This window comes from Loktanella sp. R86503, from assembly GCF_042466455.1.
GTDB lineage: Bacteria > Pseudomonadota > Alphaproteobacteria > Rhodobacterales > Rhodobacteraceae > Loktanella.
The window spans coordinates 660,214-682,758 of sequence record NZ_JAXHCI010000002.1; the positions used below are offsets into that span (position 1 = coordinate 660,214).

Genomic DNA, 22,545 nt, shown 5'->3' on the forward strand with positions numbered 1-22,545 from the left:
AATAATCAGAAGATACAAGTTCCTCTAATTACAATTGCCGGTTAAAAAGGCGTCACAAAATCAGATTACACGACAAGAATGCTGTAAGGAGCCTAAAAATGGATGGAAGTACGACAGGAACTGGCGGCGGTTGCCCGATGGGTCACGCCCGCCCCAATACGACAAATAGCGCGCGTTCGAACCGTGACTGGTGGCCGAACCAGCTGAACCTGAAAATTTTGAGCCAGAACCTGCCCGGCTCCAACCCGCTTGGCCCGGATTTCGATTACGCTGCTGCCTTCGCAACGCTCGATCTGGATGCGCTGAAAGCAGACTTGTTGGCGTTGATGACGGACAGTCAGGATTGGTGGCCTGCCGACTACGGTCACTATGGCCCGTTCTTTGTCCGCATGGCGTGGCACGCAGCAGGTACCTATCGCACGGCGGACGGTCGCGGCGGTTCTTCCTCTGGCACGCAGCGGTTTGCGCCCCTTAACAGCTGGCCAGACAACGGCAACCTTGACAAGGCGCGCCGCCTGTTGTGGCCGATCAAGCAGAAATACGGCAACGCGATCAGCTGGGGCGACCTGATGATCCTCGCCGGTACCACCGCCATCGAAGATATGGGCTTGCCCGCCTTTGGTTTCGCAGGCGGCCGTGTCGACAACTGGGAACCTGAAGAAGATATCTATTGGGGTGCTGAAGACACCTGGCTGGACGACAAGCGCTATTCTGGCGACCGTTTGCTGGAAAACCCGCTGGCCGCAGTGCAGATGGGCCTGATCTACGTCAACCCGGAAGGTCCGAACGGCAATCCGGATCCGCTCGCCTCGGCGCGCGATATTCGTGACACTTTTGGCCGCATGGCGATGAACGACGAAGAAACCGTCGCTTTGATCGCGGGTGGTCATACCTTTGGTAAGGCGCACGGCGCGGGCGACGCGGCTCATGTTGGGGTAGAGCCCGAGGGCGCAACCATCGCCGAACAAGGCTTTGGCTGGACCAGCACATTTGAATCGGGCGTCGGCGTTCATGCCATTACCAGCGGATTGGAAGGGGCCTGGACGCCCAAGCCGACTACATGGGACAACGCATATTTCGATATGCTTTTCGGTTTCGACTGGGAACTGACCAAGAGCCCTGCCGGCGCGCACCAGTGGCGTCCGACGACCCGGGATGCTGATGATCTGGTCCCTGACGCGCATGATCCGAACAAGCGCCATGCGCCGATGATGTTCACCTCTGATCTGGCCCTGAAGCAGGACCCGATCTACCTCGAGATCAGCAAGCGTTTCCACGAAAACCCCGACCAGTTCGCCGATGCTTTCGCCCGGGCGTGGTTCAAGCTGACCCATCGTGATATGGGTCCGGTTGATCGTTACCTTGGGCCGTGGGTTCCGCAGGAAGAACTGATCTGGCAAGACCCGATCCCTGCCCGTGATTACGATCTGATCGACGCTGCGGATGTGGCGACGTTGAAATCTGCGATCCTGAAAACCGGACTGTCAGTCAGCCAGTTGGTCAGCACCGCTTGGGCCAGCGCCAGCACTTTCCGCGGCAGTGACAAGCGTGGCGGTGCCAATGGCGCGCGCATCCAGCTGTCCCCGATGAAAGATTGGGAGGTGAACAACCCTGCCCAGTTGGATGACGTCCTGCGCATCCTGCGTGACGTGGTGCGCGGCTTCAACGACAGCCAGACAGGTGGCAAGCGTGTCAGCTTGGCTGATGTCATTGTGCTGGGCGGCGTTGTTGCGGTCGAAAAGGCGGCAAAAGATGCGGGTCACGATGTGACAGTGCCGTTCACGCCGGGTCGCACTGATGCGACGCAAGAGCAGACGGATATCGAATCCGTCGACATGCTGCAGCCTGCGTCCGATGGTTTCCGAAACTACCAGCGGGCCGACTACACCGTATCACCGGCTGAATTGCTGATCGACAAGGCGCAGTTGCTGACATTGACGGCAGCTGAAATGACGGCGCTGATCGGCGGGATGCGCGTGCTTGGAACCAACGCGGACGGATCCAACCATGGTGTATTCACAGATCGTCCCGGTGTTTTGACGAACGACTTCTTCGACAACCTGCTGTCGATGGCAACCGAATGGCGTGCTGTCGACGAAGATGATCGCATGTTCGAAGGTCGTGATCGCAAGACCAAGGAATTGCGCTGGACTGCGACCCAGACGGACCTGATCTTTGGCTCCAACAGCCAGTTGCGCGGTCTAGCCGAAACCTATGCCGGCGATGCGGCAGAGCATCGTTTTGTTGATGCTTTCGTTGCGGCCTGGGCCAAGGTGATGGACCTTGATCGTTTCGACGTAAAGTAAACGACTGCGCCGCGGCCCTGCATTGGGGCCGCGGCGCTCCTAATTTGCCCAAGACTTGTTCAGGGTCCGGCTTGCAGCACTTGCAAGACCCCGCCACTTTCCGCCAAGCTGCGGCCTATGGTGACACTTAAAGATATCAGCCGTGACGTTGGCCTGTCGATTACACAGGTCAGCCGCGCCCTGGGCGGGCACGCGGATGTAAACGCCGACACACGTGAACGCGTCCGGCTTGCCGCCGCGCGTTTGGGCTATCGTCCGAACGCTGTTGCGCGCAGTTTGAAAACGGGGCGTTCGGGCATTGTGGCCATGATCGTCGCCGGGTCGCGCGATCCGGATTTTAACGCGCATTTGTTCGAAATCGTTATGGGACTGTCAGCTGAAATATCAGCGCTTGGCCTGCAATTTGTCCTGCATGTTGCCCAGCCGGGCGATGATGTGGTCAAACTGCATACCGACCTCTATCGCAGCGGCGGCATTGATGGTTTCGTGATCATTGGCCCGTCGCCGGCGGACCCCCGGATCAAATGCCTGACCGACCTTGGTGCCCCCTTCATCGTTCACGGCCGCGATCCTGAACAGGCGCATCCCTTTGTCGATATTGATAATTTTGAAGTTGGTCGCAGGATGGCAGAGCATCTGTTGTCGCTGGGGCATCACCGCATTGCCTTTCTGAATGGCCCCTTGGGCGAATATTTCGCCATTCAGCGCCAGCGCGGGGTAGAGGCCGCCTTTGCCGCCTTTGGCCACAAGATTGATCCTGCGCTTATGCGCAGTATTCCCATGATTGAACCGCAAGGCCGCGCGGTCGCACGCGATTTACTGGACCGGCCTGATCCGCCTACGGCCATCATTGCATGCAATACGATGATTGCGCGCGGAGTTTATCGCGCCGCTGCCGATACGGGTGTTCGAATTCCGCAAGATTTGTCTGTTCTTGCCCATGATGACGGGTTGGAACTTTTCCCGGCGGATGGATTCTTGCCGCCTTTGGGGGGCACGTCGGCCCATCTGGGTGCGGCATGGCGCAGCCTGTCAGCTGACTTAAAGCAGATCATTACCGCGACAGAAATGCCTATGCACAACCGTATACTTGACCTAACCTTCGATAAAGGCAGCGCGACACAGCCAATTTGAGTTGACAGATCGGCCTGTGTTAGACCTTATTCCGAAACGTTTCGGATGTCCGAACAAGACCTACTCTGGGAGGAGACCACCAATGATCCGCACATTTTCCGGCGTCAGCGTTGTTGCGCTGTTAGCCGTTTCCGCCAGCGCCGCTTCGGCGCAAGACCTGATGTTTCCAAAGGGCGAAGGCGATTTTAGCTGGGCCGCCTTGGATGCCTTCGCCGAAAGCCATGACTATATCGGCGAAAAATTGATGGTCACCGGTGCGACTACCGGCGACGATGCACAGCGTTACCGCAACCTTTACGCCTATTTCATGGATGCGACCGGGGCAGAGGTGGAATATTCCGGTTCTGAATCCTTTGAGCAGGATATCGTCATCGCGTCCCAAGCCGGCGGTCTGCCTGACGTTGCCTTGTTTCCGCAGCCCGGTTTGGCCAAGGATCTAGCTTCTAAGGGTGCGTTGGTGCCGGTCGATGATGTTATGACCGATTTCATGACCACGAATTACGCTGCCGGTGACAGCTGGAAACAGCTTGCGACCTTTGCGGGTTCGGACGGCAGCGATAATGTTTTCGGCCTGTTCTTCGGGACCGACGTCAAGTCGCTGGTCTGGTACGTGCCAGAGCAGTTCGAAGAAGCGGGATACGAGATTCCCGAAACCCAAGAAGACCTGTTCGCCTTGTCCGAGCAGATTGTCGCAGATGGTGGCACCCCCTGGTGCGTCGGTCTGGGGTCAGGCGCTGCAACCGGCTGGCCCGCCACGGACTGGGTCGAGGATATGATGCTGCGCACGGCCTCGCTTGAAGATTATGACCGCTGGGTCAGCAATGATCTGAAATTCAACGATCCCATCGTCGTGAACGCGATCGAGCAATACGGCAAGTATGCCCTGACCGAAGGTTTCGTTGACGGCGGCCAATCTGCTGCGGCCAGCACCGATTTTCGCGACAGCCCCGACGGCATGTTCGACTTTCCGCCTAAGTGCTACATGCACAAGCAGGCATCGTTCATCCCGATCTTCTTTCCCGAAGGTGTAGAGGCGGGAACGGACGTCGAATTCTTTTACTTCCCGCCATTCGCCTCGGAAGAGGCCTTGGGCCGTCCGGTTCTTGGCTCCGGCGGTTTGGCTTCTGTCACCAATGACCGCGATGTGACCAAGGGTTTCCTGGAGTTTCTGGGCACCCCCATCGCGCATGAAATCATGATGGCGCAGGGTCAGTTCTTGTCGCCCCATAAGGATGCAAACCTGGATATCTATACCTCTGATGTGCAGCGCGCCTTGGGCGAGATCCTGACAACGGCGACTTCGTTCCGCTTTGACGGATCGGACCTGATGCCTGGTGAAATTGGCACGAATGCCTTCTGGACGGGCATGGTTGATTACACCACGGGCAAACCCGCGCAGCAGGTCGCTGACGAAGTGCAGGCCCGCTGGGACGCAATCCAGTAAAACGACATTTGCGCCGGCCCTTTGGGTCCGGCGCATCTCACTCGCGGGCCTGGCCCGCCTTGTGTTTTGCAACCTTAGAAGGGGGCGCGCGTGAATCCGGTCTTTCAAGGGCTTTTGACGATCCTTATCGGCGTCGGAGGCATCTTTGCCTACTTCGTGCTGTCGAACATGTTGCTGGACAAGGTGCTGTTTCCGGCAAAGGGTCCGAACGCATCGCGCAATATTAACCGCGCCAATCTGATCCGGCCATGGCTGTTCCTTGCCCCGACGATTGTCGCGCTGTCGCTATATCTGGTTTACCCGGTCATCGGCTCTTTCATCCGGTCGCTTTACAACCGTTCCGGCGACCAGTTCATCGGCCTTGGCAATTATACCTCCTTGATGGCGTCGGGCGATTTCCGGACCGCTTTTGTAAACAATGTTCTGTGGGCACTGTTTGTGCCGGCCGTTTCGACATTCCTGGGGCTGGTGATCGCCCAGCTGACGGACAAGCTGGTTTGGGGCAATATCGCCAAATCGATCATTTTTATGCCGATGGCCATTTCCTTTGTCGGGGCGTCGCTCATCTGGAAATTCGTCTACGCCATTGACCCGAACCTTGGCATTATCAATGCGATCCGCGCCGCTATGGGGTTGAACCCCTTGGACGTGCTGCAGCTGGCATTCTGGAATAACTTCTTTTTGATGGCCATCCTGATCTGGGTGCAGACCGGTTTCGCAATGGTGATCCTTTCTGCCGCACTGCGCGGCATCCCCGAAGAAACGATCGAGGCTGCGATCATTGACGGTGCCAATCCGTTTCAGATCTTTATGAAAATTCAGGTGCCGCAAGTGACCGGCACCATCGTCGTGGTCTGGACGACGACGACCATCCTCGTGCTGAAAGTTTTCGATATCGTTTACGCCATGACGGGCGGCAACTTTAACACGCAGATTTTGCCTAGCTACATGATGCAATTCATGTTCCGCGATGACGGGCGCGCCACGGCCGTGGCGATCGTCATCATGCTGATTGTGACGCCGGTGATGATCCAGAACATCATTCAGGCGCGCAAAGAAATGCGATAGGGGAGGCTGACATGGACAATATCGTCGGCAAGAAAACCGGCCTTGCGGTTGCGGCCAACCTGACCGTCGCGGTGCTGGTGGTGCTGTGGCTGATCCCGACCGTCGGCCTGCTAGTGTCGTCCTTTCGCGACCGTGACGCGATTTCCGCCACCGGCTGGTGGCGCGCGCCCTTTTCCACTGAACAGACGTTCCGGGGCAGGGGGGGTACAGAATCCGTTACGCAGGACGGTGCCCTTTATATCCTGACCGGCAATGTGTTTGACGACCCAGAGGTGGCACCCAATTTCCCCAATGGTCCCGCCACGATCAGCGCCTTTGGTACCCGTGGCAACAACCCAGGTGAATACAGCGCCGGAACCACCGCCGATCTCGGAGACGGAGAGGCGCTGACCATCAATGCGAACGGCACCTATAGTTTTACGGTAACAGAGGACCCCGGTAACCGCGGTCCGCGCTACTATATTCAGGCCAAGACTCCGCCTAAATTTACGTGGTCAAACTATGAAACCGTCATTACGGCGGGTGGCATGGGGCAGGCCTTTATCAATACGCTGACCGTGACAATTCCGGCTACGATCATCCCGATCCTGATGGCGGCCTTTGCGGCCTATGCCCTTGCGTGGATGGATTTCGCGGGCCGGTCATGGATCATCGCCGCGATCATTGGCCTGCTGGTGGTGCCGCTGCAGCTGGCGCTGGTGCCGATGTTGCAACTGCACAACCAGGTTGGCATCGGGCAAAGTTTCCTTGGGATATGGCTGGCGCATTCAGCATTCGGTCAACCACTCGCCGTTTATCTTTTGCGCAACTACATGATTGGTCTGCCGCGCGACATTATCGAATCCGCCCGTGTCGATGGCGGCACTGATTTCCAGATCTTCACAAAGATTGTCTTGCCGCTGTCCTTTCCGGCGCTTGCCGCGTTTGCGATCTTTCAGTTTCTGTGGACTTGGAATGATCTGCTTGTCGCCAAGGTCTTTTTACCCAGTGGCGAAGCGACAAAGGTCATGACCGTCAAAATTGCTGATGATTTGCTCGGCTCGCGTGGGGGTGACTGGGGTATCCTCGCCTCTGCCGCTTTCGTGTCGATTGCCGTGCCGCTGCTCGTCTTCTTCTCTTTGCAACGCTACCTCGTCCGCGGCCTGCTGGCCGGGTCCGTGAAATAAGGAACTCTTGCCATGGCTACCCTTAAATTGACGAACGTCGGCAAGACCTATGGCGGCACGATCGACGTATTGAAAAATATCAACCTTGATATCGAAACTGGAGAGTTGATCGTCTTTGTCGGCCCCTCCGGTTGCGGTAAATCCACGCTTTTGCGCATGATCGCAGGGCTGGAACGGATCACGCAGGGCGAGCTGCAAATCGACGGGCGCGTCGTCAACGATATTCCGCCCGCACAGCGGGGCATCGCGATGGTGTTCCAAAGTTATGCGCTTTACCCCCATATGACCGTGCGCGACAACATGACCTTCGCACTGAAACTGGCAAAAAAGAGTAAAGAGGAAATCGACGCCGCCGTCACCAAGGCGGCGCGTATCCTGCAACTCGAACCCTATCTTGACCGCCTGCCAAAGGCGCTGTCCGGCGGTCAGCGTCAGCGCGTTGCCATCGGCCGGTCCATCGTGCGCGACCCCAAGGTTTACCTGTTTGACGAACCGCTGTCGAACCTTGACGCCGCCCTGCGCGTCGCCACCCGGATCGAGATCGCGCAGCTCAAGGAAACCATGCCCGAAAGCACGATGATCTACGTCACCCACGACCAGGTAGAGGCGATGACGCTGGCCTCTCGCATTGTCGTGCTGGCCAACAAAGGCATCGCGCAGGTCGGCACGCCGCTGGAACTGTACGAGCGCCCCGAAAACGAATTTGTCGCCCAGTTCATCGGCAGCCCCGCCATGAACCTGCTTGCTGGCGAAATCGTCGAAACCGGCCCGCGCACCATGGTCAAGCTGGCAGGCGGCGGCACGGCCATCGCTGCAGTCGAAACCCAAGCTGCCGACAAGGGGCTCAAGGTCAATGTCGGCGTCCGCCCCGAGGATCTGACCGCTGTGCAAGACGGCGCACCCTATATATTCGAAGGCAAGGTCAACATCACCGAAGCCCTTGGCGAAGTGACGCTGCTTTACTTTGACCGTGTCGGCGACAACGATGCCATCATCGGTAAACTGCCCGGCATCCACAAGGATTTACGCGGCACATTCGTTCGCATGACGGCAGAGCCGGACAAGGTGCAGATTTTTCATAACGGTCAGTCCTTGCATTACCGCTAGGAACGTCGCCGATTTTTCGGCGAAAAATCGGACCTCCCCGCCGCGCCTGTCCCGTGCTAGAGCTATGTCATGAAAAGCATTCTTGTCCTTAACGGCCCGAACCTGAACCTGCTTGGCAAACGCCAGCCTGACATCTATGGCCATGCCACTTTGGATGATGTGGCGGATCTGTGCCGCGCCGCCGCCGGCGATGTGACGATCCGGATGGAGCAATCAAACCACGAAGGCCAGCTGATCGACTGGATTCACGAAGCGCGCAGCGCCCATGATGGGATCGTGATAAACGCAGGGGCCTACACCCATACCTCTGTCGCGATTTTCGACGCGCTGAACGCTTTCGACGGTCCTGTGATCGAGGTGCATATCTCGAACGTGCACAAACGCGAAGCCTTCCGTCATCATTCCTACATCTCGCCTCGCGCCGACGGGGTGATCGTGGGCTTTGGTGTCAACGGCTATGCCGCGGCGGTGCGCCAAATCTGCGTTCTAATCAACGCCAGCTGACCCGCCAACCAGCACCCCCTTTCGCACCGCGATCAAATCGGCCATCTTCGCCGCGAAACATCACAGCCGCACCAACTGCCAAAGGGACGCCATGACCCATATTCTTGCGATCGACCAAGGGACAACCTCTTCTCGCGCCATTATTTTTGACGCGGACATGGTCCCCATCGCCAGCGCGCAAGAAGAGTTTGACCAACATTTTCCGCAGTCGGGATGGGTAGAACACGACCCGTCCGACCTTTGGGCTTCTACCGCCGCGACTTGCCGTGCGGCGATTGAAAAGGCGGGCCTTGGCGTTGATGCGATCACGGCAATCGGCATCACGAACCAGCGCGAAACCACGTTGGTCTGGGACCGTGCCACCGGGCAGCCGATCCACAACGCCATCGTCTGGCAGGACCGCCGCACCGCTGATATCTGCCGGGATCTGGCGGAACACGCCGACCTTGTGACTGCAAAAACAGGCCTTCTGCTCGACCCTTATTTTTCGGCGACCAAGGTGAAGTGGATCCTTGATCACGTCGAAGGCGCCCGCGAGCGCGCCAAAGCCGGAGAGCTTGCTTTCGGCACAGTTGACAGCTGGCTGATCTGGAAGCTGACCGCAGGTGCCGTCCATGCGACCGACGCCACCAATGCCTGCCGCACGATGCTTTATGACATTCACAACGGGCGTTGGTCGTCCACGATCTGTGGCCTGCTCGATATCCCGATGGAAATGCTGCCAGAGGTGAAAGACTGCGCCGCAGATTTCGGCACCACGCGCCCCGATCTGTTCGGCCGCGCCATTCCCATCATGGGAGTCGCGGGCGATCAGCAAGCGGCCACCGTGGGACAGGCCTGTTTCAAGCCCGGCATGATGAAATCGACATATGGTACCGGCTGCTTTGCCTTGCTCAATACTGGCGACACCCCCGTCGCCTCGACCTCTCGGCTATTGACCACAATCGCATACCAGCTAGACGGCAAGCCGACCTATGCCCTTGAAGGGTCAATCTTTATTGCCGGTGCGGTCGTGCAGTGGCTGCGCGACGGGCTCAAGATGATCCGAGAGGCGAAAGAAACGCAGCCCCTTGCCGAAAGCTCTGATCTGGACCAGCCCGTCATTCTTGTGCCCGCATTCACCGGGCTTGGTGCGCCTTATTGGAACGCCGACTGCCGCGGCGCCATCTATGGCTTGTCGCGCAACTCCGGTCCTGCGGAACTCGCCCGCGCGGCGCTCGAATCGGTCGGCTACCAGACCCGCGATCTGCTTGATGCCATGCGGGCCGACTGGGCCGGCGACGCGGGTGACGCATCCTTGCGGGTTGACGGCGGCATGAGCGCGTCCGACTACGCAATGCAATTCCTGGCCGATATCATCGACGCACCTGTCGATCGCCCCAAAGTCCAGGAAACCACCGCCCTTGGTGCGGCATGGCTTGCGGGCCACCGGGCCGGTCTGTACCCCGATCAGGCTGGCTTTGCTGAAAAATGGGCGCTGGACCAAACGTTTAGCCCGGCGATGGTCCCGAAAGACCGCGCAAAGAAATATCACCAATGGACCCGCGCGGTGCAGGCGACCCTTGTTTTTGCTGGGGCGGACTGACCTGACAGGTTTCATCTGGCCAAAAATACTCATGCTGCGGTTCGTCTACAAAGCGGGTCTTGCCGCAGAAGCGACCGAACATCGGACCGGGGGCAACCATTCCCGTTGACACCCCCCGCCTGATCCCCTAACTGGCCCCTCTATTGGTGTTGGTGGCCCCCGCAAGGGGAACGCCTGTCAGGGCCTCGGCCCAAAGGACAACGCCCTTCACGCGCAACTGCGCACAACCGAAGGAGATCAGCCGTGACCAAACGCACAGCTGCCAAGTACAAAATTGACCGCCGCATGGGCGAAAACATCTGGGGTCGCCCAAAGTCCCCCGTCAACCGCCGCGAATACGGCCCCGGCCAGCACGGTCAGCGCCGCAAGGGCAAAGTTTCTGACTTTGGTCTGCAGCTGCGCGCCAAGCAGAAGCTGAAAGGCTACTACGGCGACCTGACCGAGAAGCAGTTCCGCCGCATCTATACCGAAGCCGAGCGCGTCAAGGGCGACACCGGCGAGAACCTGATCGGCCTGCTGGAGCGCCGCCTGGACGCTGTCGTCTACCGCGCCAAGTTCGTCCCGACCGTCTTTGCTGCACGTCAGTTCGTGAACCACGGCCACGTGACCGTGAACGGCCAGCGCGTGAACATCCCCTCCTACCGCGTGAAAGAGGGTGACGTCATCGAAGTTCGTGCGAAGTCCAAGCAGTTGGAACTGGTTCTGGTCGCATCCCAGCTGCCAGAGCGTGACGTGCCCGACTACATGGAAGTCGACCACTCCAAGATGGTTGCGACCTTCACCCGCACTCCAACGCTGGGCGATGTGCCGTATCCCGTCACGATGGAACCGAACCTGGTCGTCGAATTCTACGCCAAAAACTAAGCCTCTTACCGGCTTGTTCTGCCAAGGCCGCCCTTCGGGGCGGCCTTTTGCGTTTCGCGCCGCCGCTGCCGATTTTTCGGCGAAAAATCGGAAATGTGCCGGAATCACATCGCGCCGTATGTCCGGTTCAACTTGCGCATGCCGCCGATCCAGCGATCATAATCCTGCGCCTTGGCCTGCATGTAGCCGCGCACCTGGGGGTGCGGCAGCACCAGGAATACCTCGTCGCGGATCGCCTCTATGCAGGCCCGGGCCATGACGTCAGGTTCCAACACCCCGTCAATTCCTGCGATATTGTCACCCATACCGTCCGTCATCGCAGACCGCACCGCCTGCGGACACAGGACGGACACCTTGATGCCTGCGTCCCCATGCGTCATGGCCAGCCATTCCGCCAGACCCACAGCAGCATGTTTCGTCACGCCATAAGGGGCCGCGCCGATCTGGTTCAGCAAGCCCGCGGCGCTGGCGGTATTCAACAGATACCCGCCGCCGCGTGCGATCATCAGCGGCACAACATGGCGCGCGGCCCAGACATGAGCCATCACATTGACCGTCCAGATCCGTTGCCAGTCGTCATCGGCAACCTCCATCCCGCCGGGGGTAAAGATGCCAGCGTTGGAACAGAACAGGTCAATCGGCCCAATCTGTCCTTCTACCACCGCTACCAGTTCAGCAATCTGCGCCTCTTGCGTGACATCGACGCGCAGGCCCGTTCCGCCAATCTCTGCTGCCAGCCGCCGCACGCCGTCCTCGTCCAGATCCGCGCAGACCACATGCGCCGCGCCAGCCACAGCAAAGCCTTGCGCCAGCGCCCGCCCGATGCCGCCCGCAGCCCCCGTGACCACCACGATCTTGCCTGCAATCTCCATGCCCCGCCTCCCTCTGCGTTACTTTGCCAGAAATCAGGCTAGACAGATCCTCGTAAAATCAAAAGCTCTACCGCGCGGAACCGGTGCGCGTCAGCTTGCCACTGGTCAGACGGCGACCGGGCCGCTAGAACACCGCCAAGCGTCTTACATATGGAACCTCGACCGATGACGATCACGCCTCGCCCCGGCATCATGGATATTGCTCTTTATCAAGGTGGGGCGAGCCATGTGGACGGCATGTCGAACGTGCTTAAGCTGTCTTCGAACGAAAATCCCTTTGGCCCCTCGCCAAAGGCCAAGGATGCCTTTCAGCGCGCGGTCCACGATCTGCACCGTTATCCGGTCACCGATCACGCTGCCCTGCGGCAGGCGATTGGCGATGTCTGGCACGTTGATCCGGGCCGGGTAATCTGCGGCGTGGGTTCCGACGAAATCCTGCACCTGCTTGCGCAGGCCTACGCTGACGAAGGCGACGAGGTCATCTATACCGAACACGGCTTTGCGATCTATCGCATCGTGGCTTTGGCGGCTGGCGCCACGCCTGTCGTCGTGCCAGAGAGAGAGCGGGTCATTGACGTTGACGCCATTCTTGCCGCCTGCACCGACCGCACCCGGCTTGTCTATATCGCCAACCCCGCCAACCCGACCGCCACGATGATCGGCCAGGCAGAGGTTGCGCGCCTTGCTGAAGGTCTGCCGGACAAGGCGATGCTGGTCCTTGACGGGGCCTATGCCGAATTTGCCGAAGGCTATGATGGCGGCCGCGCTTTGGTGGAAATGCGCGACAATGTCTTTATGACCCGCACCTTTTCCAAGATTTACGGTCTGGGCGGTTTGCGCGTCGGCTGGGGCTACGGCCCGCAGGCGGTGATTGACGTGCTCAACCGTATTCGAGGCCCGTTCAACCTGTCCGGCGGCGCGCTTGCCGCGGCAGAGGCGGCGGTGCGCGATACGGATTACACCGAAAAGTGCCGCGTCGAAAATGCCCGTTGGCGTGACTGGCTGTCTACGTCGCTGGCCGAAATGGGCGTGCCGTCCGACACCTCTACCGCGAACTTCATTCTGGCCCGCTTTACCTCCGAAGAAGAGGCGCTGGCCTGCAACGCACACCTGTTGTCCCAAGGCATCATCGTGCGACACCCCAAAAGCTATGGCTTTCCGCAGTGCCTGCGTATCACGGTCGGCGACGAATCCGCCTGCCGCCGCGTCGTGCATGCCATTGGCCAGTTCAAGGGCGCACGATGACCGTCATCTACAACAAAGTCGCCCTGATTGGCCTTGGCCTGATCGCGTCGTCGATGGCGCATGCGATGAAACGTGGCGGCCTTGCGACCACGATCACCGGTTATGCCCGCAGTCAGGAAACCCGCGACATCGCGCGCGAGTTGAACCTGTGCGAAGTGTGCGACACCGCAGCAGAGGCTGTGCAGGACGCCGACCTTGTCGTGCTTTGCGTGCCCGTCGGCGCGATGGCCGCTGTCATGGCTGACATCAAGCCTGCGCTGAAGCCAGGCGCAACGCTGTCCGACGTTGGCTCGGTCAAGAAGGCCGTGATCGACGCGGTCGCCCCCTTTGTGCCGGAAGGCGTGCATTTTGTCCCCGCGCACCCGCTGGCCGGCACCGAGCATTCGGGCCCCCGGTCCGGTTTCGCCACGCTGTTCGACAACCGCTGGTGCATCATCGTCCCGACCGAAGGGTCGGACCGCGCCGCTGTCGCGCAGCTGGAAAAGCTGTGGCAGGGCATCGGTGCCAACACGGATGAAATGGATGCAGATCACCACGATCTGGTCCTTGCTGTCACCAGCCACACGCCGCACTTGATTGCCTATACCATGGTGGGTGTGGCTGATGACCTGAGCCGCGTGACCGATAGCGAAGTCATCAAATACTCTGCCGCTGGTTTTCGGGATTTCACACGTATCGCGGCGTCTGATCCGACGATGTGGCGCGATGTGTTCCTGACGAATAAAGAGGCAACGCTGGAAATTCTGGGCCGTTTCACAGAGGAACTCTTTTCCTTGCAACGCGCGATCCGCACCGGCGATGGCGAGTACTTGCACGACTACTTTACCCGCACACGCGCGATCCGGCGCGGCATCATCGACGCGGGCCAGGATACAGCTGCCCCGGACTTCGGGCGCATCCCGGCGGCGCGCTGATGCGTTTGGTTGCGCTTGCGCTGCTGCTGGCCGGCACGGCCGCGGTGGCAGAGCCACTGTCGAATACCCTGCGCCCTGCGGTGCGTCCTTCGGATGGGATGTTCGAGGACGGTGATGTGCCAGAGCATGAAATTCTGGCTTTCCGTCCCGTCCTGCGGCCCGGTGGCAGTATCGCTGTGCAGGCAGAGGCGGCAACCCAGGTTACCGCACCCGCGAATGCCACCGCGCTTGCGCCTTTGGTAACAGACAGGCCAGCCCTGCGCCCGGCTGTCATCACCCAGCGGGCCGTGCAGCAACAGCAGGAATTGGCGCGCGGCCAGATCTGCGGCGATCCGGCGATCCAGGGCGAGGACATGGCCGATATCAACGGACCCGGCGGCTGCGGCGTCACTGGCGCGGTCAAGGTCAAGTCGGTGGCGGGCGTGCGCCTGACGTCTCAGCCAACGATGGATTGCAATACGGCCAAAGCCCTGCGCCGCTGGGTGTCTGATGGCGTCATTCCTGCTGTCGGCGATACGGGCGGGGGCGTGGCATCCTTGCGCGTGGTGGGCAGCTATACCTGCCGCAACCGCGTCGGCGGCAGTGCGACAAACAACAAGCTGTCGGAACACGGCCGCGGGCGGGCTGTGGATATCGCAGGCGTCCAGCTGAAAAACGGCCGAGAGCTGACCGTGCTGACCGACTGGAACAAAGGCCGCGCGGGCGAGCAGCTGAAACAAATGTGGCGTGCAGCCTGCGGCCCGTTTGGCACGGTGCTGGGGCCCGCCGCTAATGCCGCTCACCGGGATCATTTCCATGTCGACACCGCGCGATATCGATCGGGCAGTTATTGCCGCTAAGGCCGGGTTTTTGAGTTTATCTAGCCAGATGAAGGGGCGGCCATCGGCTGTCGCGCCGTCTTTACCCCGGCCGCGGGGCTGCCTATAACGCGGGCATGAATATGCGGGTCCTGATACGAATTATGTCCCCGGCGCGCTGACCGTCAGCGCCGCCGGGTCAAGGTGCGCTGCGCCGCCCTCTTTTTTCCTGCCAAATTCCAGATCGAAGGACGCTTTTCATGTGCGCCGACACCCCCGATACAGTCGTTGATTACAAAGATACCCTGAACCTGCCGCGCACGGATTTTCCGATGCGTGCGGGTCTGCCCAAACGCGAGCCGGAATGGTTGGCCCGGTGGGAGCAGATCGGCGTTTACGACACCCTGCGCGGCAAGGAAGGGCGCACGCCTTTTACGCTGCACGACGGACCGCCCTATGCGAACGGTCATCTGCACATCGGTCATGCCTTGAACAAGGTGTTGAAGGATATGGTTGTGCGCAGCCAGCAGATGATGGGGCGTGATGCGCGGTATATCCCCGGCTGGGATTGCCACGGCTTGCCGATTGAATGGAAGATCGAAGAGCAGTACCGCGCCAAGGGGCAGAACAAGGACGATGTGCCGGTCAATGATTTCCGCGCCGAATGTCGCAAGTTTGCCGCCGGTTGGGTCGACATCCAGCGCGAGGAATTCAAGCGTCTGGGTGTGACCGGCAACTGGGCCGATCCTTACCTGACGATGAACTTTCACGCCGAGGCCGTGATCGCCGCCGAGTTTCAGAAGTTCCTGATGAACGGCACGCTTTATCAAGGATCCAAGCCTGTGATGTGGTCGCCGGTGGAAAAGACTGCCCTAGCCGAGGCCGAGGTCGAGTATCACGATAAGGAAAGTCACACCGTCTGGGTGAAGTTCAAGGTGCGCGATACCAGTAACGATGCGCTGAAAGGGGCATCGGTCGTGATCTGGACGACAACGCCCTGGACCATGCCGTCGAACAAGGCTGTCGTTTATGGCGAGGCTATTTCCTATGGCGTCTACGAGGTAACTGACGCGCCCGAGGGGAACTGGGTTAACACCGGCGAGCGCTATATCCTGTCGGACAAGCTGGCTGCTGATGTATTTTCCAAGGCGCGGATCACCGAATTCACCCGCGTTTGCGATGCAGGCGATTTGTCCGATACCAGCCTGTCGCATCCGCTTGCAAATGCCGAGGGTGGCAATGGCGAATGGGACCAGCCCCGCGATTTCCGCGCCGCCGATTTCGTGACCGACGATGAAGGCACCGGTTTTGTCCACTGCGCCCCAAGCCACGGTATGGAAGAGTTTGAACTCTACCGCGATCTGGGTATGCTGGAACAGGTTATCACCTATAACGTAACCGAAGACGGGACCTTTCGTGCTGATTTGCCGTTCTTTGGCGGTAAGGCGATCTTTCGCGACAAGCCCAAGAACAAGTCTTGGGAAGGCGATGCCAACACCGCCGTTATCGACAAGCTGGTCGAGGTGGGTGGCTTGTTTGCGCGGGGCAAGATCAAGCACAGCTATCCCCATTCGTGGCGGTCCAAGGCTCCGGTCATCTTTCGCAACACGCCCCAGTGGTTTGCCGCGATCGACCGCCCCGTCGGCGACGGGCAGGACACCTATGGCAAGACGATCCGCGAACGGGCGCTGACCTCTATCGACGAGCTTGTGACATGGACACCGCAGCGCGGCCGCAACCGCCTGCATGCGATGATCGCGCAGCGCCCCGATTGGGTACTGTCACGTCAACGCGCCTGGGGTGTGCCGCTGGTCTGCTTTACCAAGAAGGGCGCATTGCCCACCGATCCTGATTTCCTTCTGCGCGACGAGGGCGTCAATGTCCGCGTGCGCGAGGCGTTCGAGGCGGAAGGTGCGGATGCGTGGTATGTGGACGGCGCGAAAGAACGCTTTCTTGGCAACGACTACAACGCGGACGACTGGGATCAGGTCTTTGACATCCTTGATGTCTGGTTCGATTCTGGTTCGACCCATGCCTTTGTGCTGCGCGACCGCGCTGACGGGTCGGAGGACGGCCTGGCCGATCTGTATCTGGAAGGCACCGACCAGCATCGCGGTTGGTTCCATTCGTCGATGCTGCAAAGTTGCGGCACGCAGGGCCGCGCGCCTTATCGCGGCGTGCTGACCCACGGCTTTACGCTGGATGAAAAAGGCATGAAAATGTCCAAGTCCGTCGGCAATACCGTGTCACCGGAAACAGTGATCAAGGAATATGGCGCGGATATTCTGCGCCTGTGGGTTGCCCAGTCCGACTATACCAATGACCTGCGGATCGGGCCGGAAATCCTGAAAGGCACTGCTGACAGCTATCGCCGGCTCCGCAACACCATGCGCTTTATGCTCGGCTCGCTTGCCGATGTGACTGAAAGCGACCGTATCGCCCGCGCTGATATGCCAGAGCTGGAACAATGGGTGCTGCACCGTCTGGCAGAGCTGGATGGGGTCGTGCGCAAGGGCTACGCAGCTTATGATTTCCAAGGCGTCTTCCGGGCGATCTTTGATTTCGCGACGCTGGATCTGTCGGCGTTCTATTTCGATATCCGCAAGGATGCGCTGTATTGCGACGGCGATACGCCCCGCCGCCGCGCGGCGCGCACGGTGCTGGAACTGCTGTTCGACCGCCTGACGACATGGCTGGCCCCGATCCTTTGTTTCACCATGGAAGAGGTCTGGTTGGAACGGCATCCTGGCCCGGTGTCATCCGTGCACTTGCAGGACTTCCCCGAAACGCCGGTCGAATGGCTGGACCCTGCGCTGGCGGCGAAATGGTCAACGGTGCGCCGTGTGCGCCGCGTCGTCACTGGTGCGCTGGAAGTGAAGCGGACGGAAAAGGTCATTGGCGCATCGCTAGAGGCGGCCCCTGTCGTGCACGTCACGGCCGATGACGCCGCGACGCTGAAGACCTTGTCCTTTGACGATCTGTGCATCACCAGCGGGATCGAAATTACGACAGATCCGGCCCCGGCAGAGGCGTTCCGCATCGAAGATATCGCTGATGTGGGTGTCGTGTTTGAACGCGCGGACGGCAACAAATGCCAGCGCTGCTGGAAGATCCTGCCGGACGTAGGAACGCATAGCCTTGCCGGCGTCTGCGCCCGCTGTGATGCGGCGCTTGCCAAATAAGATGCGGGGCCGGAGAGATCCGGCCCCGTTTTACATCAGGTAATCAGCACGGGGCAGGTCGCATGGGCGATCAGCTTTTGTGACACGCTTCCCACCAGCATTCCACGCAGGGTGCCATATCCGCGGCGTCCTGCAACGATCAGGTCGGCATTGGTCAATCTACCATGTTCAAGGATCGCCTCGGCAGGGGTGCCGCGCAGGATATTGGTCGCAGGGGCGGCATAGCCTGCCTCTTGGGTTAGCTTGGCCGCGTTTTGCAGGATGGCGGCGGCGTTGGCTTTTGCCTCTTCTTCGTGGATCGGAATCATCACGGCGCTGCCGCCAACAGCGATAGCATTCATGTCGATATGCATGACCGTGGCCACATCGAGCGTCGCCTGATATTTCTGTGCCAGATCCGCAGCATTCAGCAAGGCGGATAAAGCGTGGTCAGAGCCGTCAAAGCAAACCATGACTTTGGTAATCATTTCGGGTTCTCCTTTTTGCTGTGTTATGGGTGGCATGATCCATGGGGGGCGTCTTTGATATGGAACAAATATGCATCACCTTTCATCCGCAATGAAATGCGTCCGGATAGATGGCGCGCCTTGCCAAAGGCCAGTTCATGACTGATGCCGCTGCCAATCGCAGGTTCGGGGTTTTGCTGAACACGCCTCTTGGTCCGCTTGGTGCTGATAGTACACAGGCAGGCATCACAGCGCTGCGGTGGGGGGCTGGGGGGCTGACCGACGGCCCGATGGCGCGCACACTAACCAGCGAGCTTGCGGAATATTTTGCAGGATCGACGGCCGGTTTCACAGTGCCAATTGTCCCGACCGGTCGCCCGTTTCAGCGCGCGTTCCTGCAGGCCTTGATGGCAATACCCTACGGTGAAACTCGCACCTATGGCGATCTGGCGCGGCAGCTAGGCGTGAGTGCGCAGGCTGTCGGGCAGGCGTGCGGGGCAAACCCTATCCCGATCGTGATCCCCTGTCACCGGGTGCTGGGGGCCAGCAGCCTTGGCGGCTATTCCGGCCCCCGCGGGGTCGAAGACAAGATAGCATTACTTAAACTAGAAGGTGCGGCTGGCTTGCTGATCTAGCGGGCCGGTTCAACCATCGCGGCCATACATGATCTGCTGAACCGCCCCCGCAAGCGTCAGGTAGACCGATGTTACAATCAGCCCGTAATGCGCCCAGCTGCCCGGATCGAAGTTCACCCACGCAGCCCATCCTGCGAATACGACCCACGCCAGCGCCATCGGCAACGTGATGGAGCGCCAGCGCCGGGTGCGGACCGGGTGGACGAATTTGACCGGCACAAACATCGTGATCGCCAGCGCCGCGACAAGGCACAGACAGACCCACCAGTCAGGTTTCAACGCAAAAAGCACCAGCACTAGCATGTTCCAGCAGCCCGGAAAGCCAGAGAACGAATAGTCCTTGGTCTTCATCCGTGTGTCGGCGAAATACATCGCCGAGGCATATGTAATGATGATGATCGCGGCCCAGCCTGACCAGCCGTCCATCAGGCCAGACCCGTAGAGGGCATAGGCCGGAATAAAGACATAAGTTAGATAGTCGATGATCAGGTCAAGCAGGACGCCGTCGAATTCCGGGGCATTGGTTTCCACGTCATATTTCCGCGCCAGCGGACCGTCGATCCCGTCCACAAAAAAGGCCACGATCAACCACAGAAACATCAGCGCCCAGTCGTGATTGACGGCCGCCAACATCGCGAGCATGGCGAAAACGGCACCGGTCGCAGTTAAGAGATGGACAGCCAAGGCTTTGTTGGTGGTGGTCATAAAGGCGGCTTTCGATTTGGCACAACGTTAAGTTTAGCGCTTTTCAGACAGGGAGTAGCCCGTTTGGGCAATTATTTGGAAAAAGGCGAAATGCTGTGCGGTAGGCAAAGGAGTTTGCCTCCGGCGGGAGTTTATCTGGCCAGATGAATGGGACCCGTCAGGCACGGGGGTGGGCGGCGTCGTAGACTTCCATCAGGCGTGCAGCGTCGACGGAGGTATAGGCCTGCGTCGTTGACAGGCTGGCGTGGCCAAGCAGTTCCTGGATGCAGCGCAGGTCGCCGCCTGCGGTCAGCAGGTGGGTGGCAAAGCTGTGGCGCATGGCGTGAGGTGTAGCCGTGGCAGGCAGGCCAAGCTGCAGGCGCGACAATTCCATGACCTTTTGAATGGCGCGGGGGTTCAGGGCACCGCCGCGCACACCGCGAAACAGGGGGCCGCCGTCCGTCAGATCATGCGGGCAGAGCTGCACATAGGCGGCAACGGCGTCGCGGGCGGCGGGCAGGACGGGGACGATGCGCATTTTGCCGCCTTTACCTGTGATGCGCAGAACATCTGGTAAAGGGGACTGGGCGGTGGTCAGCGACAGCGCCTCTGATATGCGCAGGCCAAGGCCATAAAGCACGGTGACCACGGCGGTATCGCGGGCGGCGACCCAAGGCTCTGGCGCTTGGCATTCGACGCGGTCGATCATCGCGCGGGCGGCGGATTCTTCCAGCGGGCGGGGAAGTTTTTTTGTGAATTTGGGGCTGCGGATGGTCAGGACGGCGGTGGGCTCGAAGCCTTCGCGCTCTGCCAGCCAGCGATAGAAGGTTTTGACTGCCGACAGGCTGCGGGCGAGCGAGCGGGCACCGACGCCGCGGCCGCGTTCATGCGCCATCCAGGCGCGCATATCGCCTGTTGTGATCCGGGCGATGGGGCCAAGGCCGACCCCGCCACCGTTGTGATTTTGCATAAAGGCTAGAAAGCCCTGCACATCGGCGCGGTAGGCGGTCAGTGTGTGGTCCGCCGCGTCGTTCAGGGCGGCGCAATGAGCCAGCCAGCCGTTTAGCGCATCGGTCAGCTGCGGGGCGATCATACGCCTGCCGCAAGCCACCGGCGCATGCTGCGTTCAAACACGCCGCCGAAGAATGTCAGCAGGTCAGTGCCTTGCTGCGGGGTGAACAGATGGGGATCCTCTGACCCCATGACCAGCATGCCGGGCAGGCGGCCCGCGCCGAGGTCAAGCTTCAGGCATGCCTCTGAGCGGACGTAGTCGGATTTGTCGCCATAAACCTCTGCGCCGTGGTTTTGCACCTGCCGCAGGGTGACGGCGCGGACGGGGATGTCGCGGCCGTGGGTGATGTAGGTGTCGCAAAAGCCCGGGCCGCCGACGGACAGGACCTCGCCAAGCTGGCGGATCGCTGGATCGTCGCCGTCGCCTTCGCTTTCGAGCACAAGGCGCATAACGTCGACGCGCAGGGTGTCGGCAACATCGCCGGCCAGATCGCGCAGGAACGTTTCAAACCGGGTCGCGTCCATCAGGCGCAGAATAGCGCGGTGAACTTGGTTCGTGCCAGCGAGGTTTTCGTAGGCTGCGGCGATGACGCTGCGATGCGTGTCCTCTAGCCGGTCGAGACGGGATTCGAGCCGTTCCATCGCGATGCCGCGCAGATCGACGATATTCCCGCCCATGGTTTTTTCGTTTGCGGCCACGAGTGCGCGCATGATGTCCTGGTCTTCCAGCAGAAGATCGGGGTCCGCAATGATACGATCACGGACGGATGTGTCCATCAGGGGTGTTATGCTCATGTGCCTGCTCTTTTTTGGTTTTGTGCAAGGCTAGCAGGTCTGACGCCTGATTTCGCCTTAAAATTGTTCGATACGTGGAAGGGGCCGCACCTGTTGCAGGTGCGGCCCAGTTGGTCTGGCTTACAGGATCTTGATACCGGCCTTTTTCACGTCGGCCATAAAGCCATCAAGGCCCTTGTCAGTCAGGATATGGCTGGCCATGCCTTTGATGACGGCGGGCGGCGCGGTGGCGACATCAGCGCCGATTAGGGCTGCGTCCTTCATGTGGTTGGCGGTACGGATCGACGCGACAAGGATCTGTGTGTCAAAGCCGTAATTGTCATAGATCGTGCGAATGTCGCCGATCAATTCCATGCCGTCGATGTTGATATCGTCCAAGCGGCCCACGAAGGGGCTGATGAATGTCGCGCCGGCCTTGGCGGCCAGCAGCGCCTGATTGGCAGAGAAGCACAGGGTCACGTTAACCATGGTACCTTCGTCAGTCAGCGTTTTGCAGGTCTGCAGGCCGGCCCATGTCAGCGGCACTTTGACGGCGATGTTCGGAGCGATCTTAGCCAGCTTGCGGCCTTCGGCCAGCATCGTCTCGGCGTCCAAGGCGACGACTTCGGCGGACACGGGGCCGCTGACGATGTCACAGATTTCCTTGGTCACTTCGAGGATGTCACGGCCGGATTTGGCGATCAGGGACGGGTTGGTGGTGACCCCGTCGACCATGCCCAGTGCATGCAGTTCTTTGATGGCGTCGATATCTGCGGTGTCTACGAAAAACTTCATCGGCTCGTTCCC

At 59.9% G+C, this 22,545-nt stretch carries 20 protein-coding genes; 14 read left to right on the forward strand and 6 right to left on the reverse strand.

Features of this window, described 5'->3' with window-relative positions:
* Positions 1 to 98 precede the first annotated feature (98 nt).
* The 9 genes from katG (at position 99) to rpsD (ending at position 11,178) form a co-directional block, all read left to right on the forward strand.
* Positions 99 to 2,306: a catalase/peroxidase HPI gene (gene katG / locus SJY10_RS04210; RefSeq protein ID WP_386679808.1), complete on the forward strand. Its 2,208-nt coding sequence runs from the start codon at positions 99 to 101 to the stop codon at positions 2,304 to 2,306.
* Between the two features lie 117 nt (positions 2,307 to 2,423).
* Positions 2,424 to 3,440: a LacI family DNA-binding transcriptional regulator gene (locus SJY10_RS04215; RefSeq protein ID WP_386679809.1), complete on the forward strand. Its 1,017-nt coding sequence runs from the start codon at positions 2,424 to 2,426 to the stop codon at positions 3,438 to 3,440.
* A gap of 82 nt (positions 3,441 to 3,522) precedes the next feature.
* The gene (locus tag SJY10_RS04220) at positions 3,523 to 4,884 is read left to right on the forward strand and encodes an ABC transporter substrate-binding protein (RefSeq protein ID WP_386679810.1); all 1,362 of its coding nucleotides are present in this window, start codon (positions 3,523 to 3,525) and stop codon (positions 4,882 to 4,884) included.
* Positions 4,885 to 4,974: 90 nt separating this feature from the next.
* Positions 4,975 to 5,952, forward strand: coding sequence for a carbohydrate ABC transporter permease (locus SJY10_RS04225; RefSeq protein ID WP_386679811.1), 978 nt, complete (start codon positions 4,975 to 4,977; stop codon positions 5,950 to 5,952).
* Positions 5,953 to 5,963: 11 nt separating this feature from the next.
* Complete coding sequence (locus tag SJY10_RS04230; protein ID WP_386679812.1) at positions 5,964 to 7,118, forward strand: ABC transporter permease subunit; 1,155 nt, start codon at positions 5,964 to 5,966, stop codon at positions 7,116 to 7,118.
* 12 nt (positions 7,119 to 7,130) lie between these two features.
* On the forward strand, positions 7,131 to 8,225 hold the full coding sequence (locus tag SJY10_RS04235; RefSeq protein WP_386679813.1) for an ABC transporter ATP-binding protein: 1,095 nt from the start codon (positions 7,131 to 7,133) through the stop codon (positions 8,223 to 8,225).
* 69 nt (positions 8,226 to 8,294) lie between these two features.
* Positions 8,295 to 8,729, forward strand: a complete 435-nt coding sequence (aroQ, locus tag SJY10_RS04240; protein ID WP_386679814.1) for a type II 3-dehydroquinate dehydratase — start codon at positions 8,295 to 8,297, stop codon at positions 8,727 to 8,729.
* Between the two features lie 91 nt (positions 8,730 to 8,820).
* A complete protein-coding gene (gene glpK, locus SJY10_RS04245) occupies positions 8,821 to 10,314 on the forward strand; it encodes a glycerol kinase GlpK (protein ID WP_386679815.1) in 1,494 nt (497 codons plus the stop codon).
* Positions 10,315 to 10,557: 243 nt separating this feature from the next.
* The gene (gene rpsD / locus SJY10_RS04250) at positions 10,558 to 11,178 is read left to right on the forward strand and encodes a 30S ribosomal protein S4 (RefSeq protein WP_386679816.1); all 621 of its coding nucleotides are present in this window, start codon (positions 10,558 to 10,560) and stop codon (positions 11,176 to 11,178) included.
* A 104-nt stretch (positions 11,179 to 11,282) separates the two neighbouring features.
* On the opposite strand, the gene SJY10_RS04255 is transcribed toward rpsD, so the two are convergent.
* A complete protein-coding gene (locus SJY10_RS04255) occupies positions 11,283 to 12,050 on the reverse strand; it encodes an SDR family oxidoreductase (protein ID WP_386679817.1) in 768 nt (255 codons plus the stop codon).
* 165 nt (positions 12,051 to 12,215) lie between these two features.
* Here SJY10_RS04255 and hisC point away from each other — a divergent pair, with 165 nt between their 5' ends.
* The 4 genes from hisC (at position 12,216) to ileS (ending at position 18,188) form a co-directional block, all read left to right on the forward strand.
* Entirely contained in the window at positions 12,216 to 13,295 is a 1,080-nt protein-coding gene (gene hisC / locus SJY10_RS04260; RefSeq protein WP_386679818.1) for a histidinol-phosphate transaminase, read from the forward strand.
* A complete protein-coding gene (locus tag SJY10_RS04265) occupies positions 13,292 to 14,209 on the forward strand; it encodes a prephenate/arogenate dehydrogenase family protein (RefSeq protein WP_386679819.1) in 918 nt (305 codons plus the stop codon). Before hisC ends, SJY10_RS04265 begins: the two co-directional genes overlap by 4 nt.
* Positions 14,209 to 15,048, forward strand: coding sequence for an extensin family protein (locus tag SJY10_RS04270; RefSeq protein WP_386679820.1), 840 nt, complete (start codon positions 14,209 to 14,211; stop codon positions 15,046 to 15,048). Before SJY10_RS04265 ends, SJY10_RS04270 begins: the two co-directional genes overlap by 1 nt.
* Before the next feature lie 218 nt (positions 15,049 to 15,266).
* Positions 15,267 to 18,188 carry an isoleucine--tRNA ligase gene (gene ileS, locus SJY10_RS04275; protein WP_386679821.1) on the forward strand — a complete coding sequence of 974 codons (2,922 nt, stop codon included), beginning with the start codon at positions 15,267 to 15,269 and terminating at the stop codon, positions 18,186 to 18,188.
* Between the two features lie 35 nt (positions 18,189 to 18,223).
* Here the strand turns inward: ileS and SJY10_RS04280 are convergent, their stop codons facing one another.
* Positions 18,224 to 18,655, reverse strand: a complete 432-nt coding sequence (locus SJY10_RS04280; RefSeq protein WP_386679822.1) for a universal stress protein — start codon at positions 18,653 to 18,655, stop codon at positions 18,224 to 18,226.
* A 137-nt stretch (positions 18,656 to 18,792) separates the two neighbouring features.
* On the opposite strand from SJY10_RS04280, the gene SJY10_RS04285 reads away from it, so the two are divergent.
* A complete protein-coding gene (locus SJY10_RS04285; RefSeq protein WP_386679823.1) occupies positions 18,793 to 19,269 on the forward strand; it encodes a methylated-DNA--[protein]-cysteine S-methyltransferase in 477 nt (158 codons plus the stop codon).
* A gap of 9 nt (positions 19,270 to 19,278) precedes the next feature.
* On the opposite strand, the gene SJY10_RS04290 is transcribed toward SJY10_RS04285, so the two are convergent.
* From SJY10_RS04290 to fsa, 4 genes are all read right to left on the reverse strand, one after another.
* Positions 19,279 to 19,974 (reverse strand): CDP-alcohol phosphatidyltransferase family protein, encoded by a 696-nt coding sequence (locus SJY10_RS04290; protein ID WP_386679824.1) that lies wholly within the window; start codon positions 19,972 to 19,974, stop codon positions 19,279 to 19,281.
* Between the two features lie 157 nt (positions 19,975 to 20,131).
* Positions 20,132 to 21,046, reverse strand: coding sequence for a tyrosine recombinase XerC (locus SJY10_RS04295; RefSeq protein ID WP_386679825.1), 915 nt, complete (start codon positions 21,044 to 21,046; stop codon positions 20,132 to 20,134).
* Positions 21,043 to 21,759: a DUF484 family protein gene (locus SJY10_RS04300; RefSeq protein ID WP_386679826.1), complete on the reverse strand. Its 717-nt coding sequence runs from the start codon at positions 21,757 to 21,759 to the stop codon at positions 21,043 to 21,045. The genes SJY10_RS04295 and SJY10_RS04300 overlap by 4 nt, the downstream gene beginning before the upstream one ends.
* A 120-nt stretch (positions 21,760 to 21,879) precedes the next feature.
* A complete protein-coding gene (gene fsa, locus SJY10_RS04305) occupies positions 21,880 to 22,533 on the reverse strand; it encodes a fructose-6-phosphate aldolase (RefSeq protein ID WP_386679827.1) in 654 nt (217 codons plus the stop codon).
* Between the last annotated feature and the right edge of the window lie 12 nt (positions 22,534 to 22,545).

What these genes read in the sequence shown, in the direction of transcription:
- katG (WP_386679808.1), top strand. Translation starts at nt 99, where the DNA reads ATGGATGGAAGTACGACAGGAACTGGCGGCGGTTGCCCGATGGGTCAC.
- SJY10_RS04215 (WP_386679809.1), top strand. Translation starts at nt 2,424, where the DNA reads ATGGTGACACTTAAAGATATCAGCCGTGACGTTGGCCTGTCGATTACA.
- SJY10_RS04220 (WP_386679810.1), top strand. Translation starts at nt 3,523, where the DNA reads ATGATCCGCACATTTTCCGGCGTCAGCGTTGTTGCGCTGTTAGCCGTT.
- SJY10_RS04230 (WP_386679812.1), top strand. Translation starts at nt 5,964, where the DNA reads ATGGACAATATCGTCGGCAAGAAAACCGGCCTTGCGGTTGCGGCCAAC.
- SJY10_RS04235 (WP_386679813.1), top strand. Translation starts at nt 7,131, where the DNA reads ATGGCTACCCTTAAATTGACGAACGTCGGCAAGACCTATGGCGGCACG.
- aroQ (WP_386679814.1), top strand. Translation starts at nt 8,295, where the DNA reads ATGAAAAGCATTCTTGTCCTTAACGGCCCGAACCTGAACCTGCTTGGC.
- glpK (WP_386679815.1), top strand. Translation starts at nt 8,821, where the DNA reads ATGACCCATATTCTTGCGATCGACCAAGGGACAACCTCTTCTCGCGCC.
- SJY10_RS04255 (WP_386679817.1), bottom strand. Translation starts at nt 12,050, where the DNA reads ATGGAGATTGCAGGCAAGATCGTGGTGGTCACGGGGGCTGCGGGCGGC.
- hisC (WP_386679818.1), top strand. Translation starts at nt 12,216, where the DNA reads ATGACGATCACGCCTCGCCCCGGCATCATGGATATTGCTCTTTATCAA.
- SJY10_RS04265 (WP_386679819.1), top strand. Translation starts at nt 13,292, where the DNA reads ATGACCGTCATCTACAACAAAGTCGCCCTGATTGGCCTTGGCCTGATC.
- SJY10_RS04270 (WP_386679820.1), top strand. Translation starts at nt 14,209, where the DNA reads ATGCGTTTGGTTGCGCTTGCGCTGCTGCTGGCCGGCACGGCCGCGGTG.
- ileS (WP_386679821.1), top strand. Translation starts at nt 15,267, where the DNA reads ATGTGCGCCGACACCCCCGATACAGTCGTTGATTACAAAGATACCCTG.
- SJY10_RS04280 (WP_386679822.1), bottom strand. Translation starts at nt 18,655, where the DNA reads ATGATTACCAAAGTCATGGTTTGCTTTGACGGCTCTGACCACGCTTTA.
- SJY10_RS04285 (WP_386679823.1), top strand. Translation starts at nt 18,793, where the DNA reads ATGACTGATGCCGCTGCCAATCGCAGGTTCGGGGTTTTGCTGAACACG.
- SJY10_RS04290 (WP_386679824.1), bottom strand. Translation starts at nt 19,974, where the DNA reads ATGACCACCACCAACAAAGCCTTGGCTGTCCATCTCTTAACTGCGACC.
- SJY10_RS04295 (WP_386679825.1), bottom strand. Translation starts at nt 21,046, where the DNA reads ATGATCGCCCCGCAGCTGACCGATGCGCTAAACGGCTGGCTGGCTCAT.
- SJY10_RS04300 (WP_386679826.1), bottom strand. Translation starts at nt 21,759, where the DNA reads ATGAGCATAACACCCCTGATGGACACATCCGTCCGTGATCGTATCATT.
- fsa (WP_386679827.1), bottom strand. Translation starts at nt 22,533, where the DNA reads ATGAAGTTTTTCGTAGACACCGCAGATATCGACGCCATCAAAGAACTG.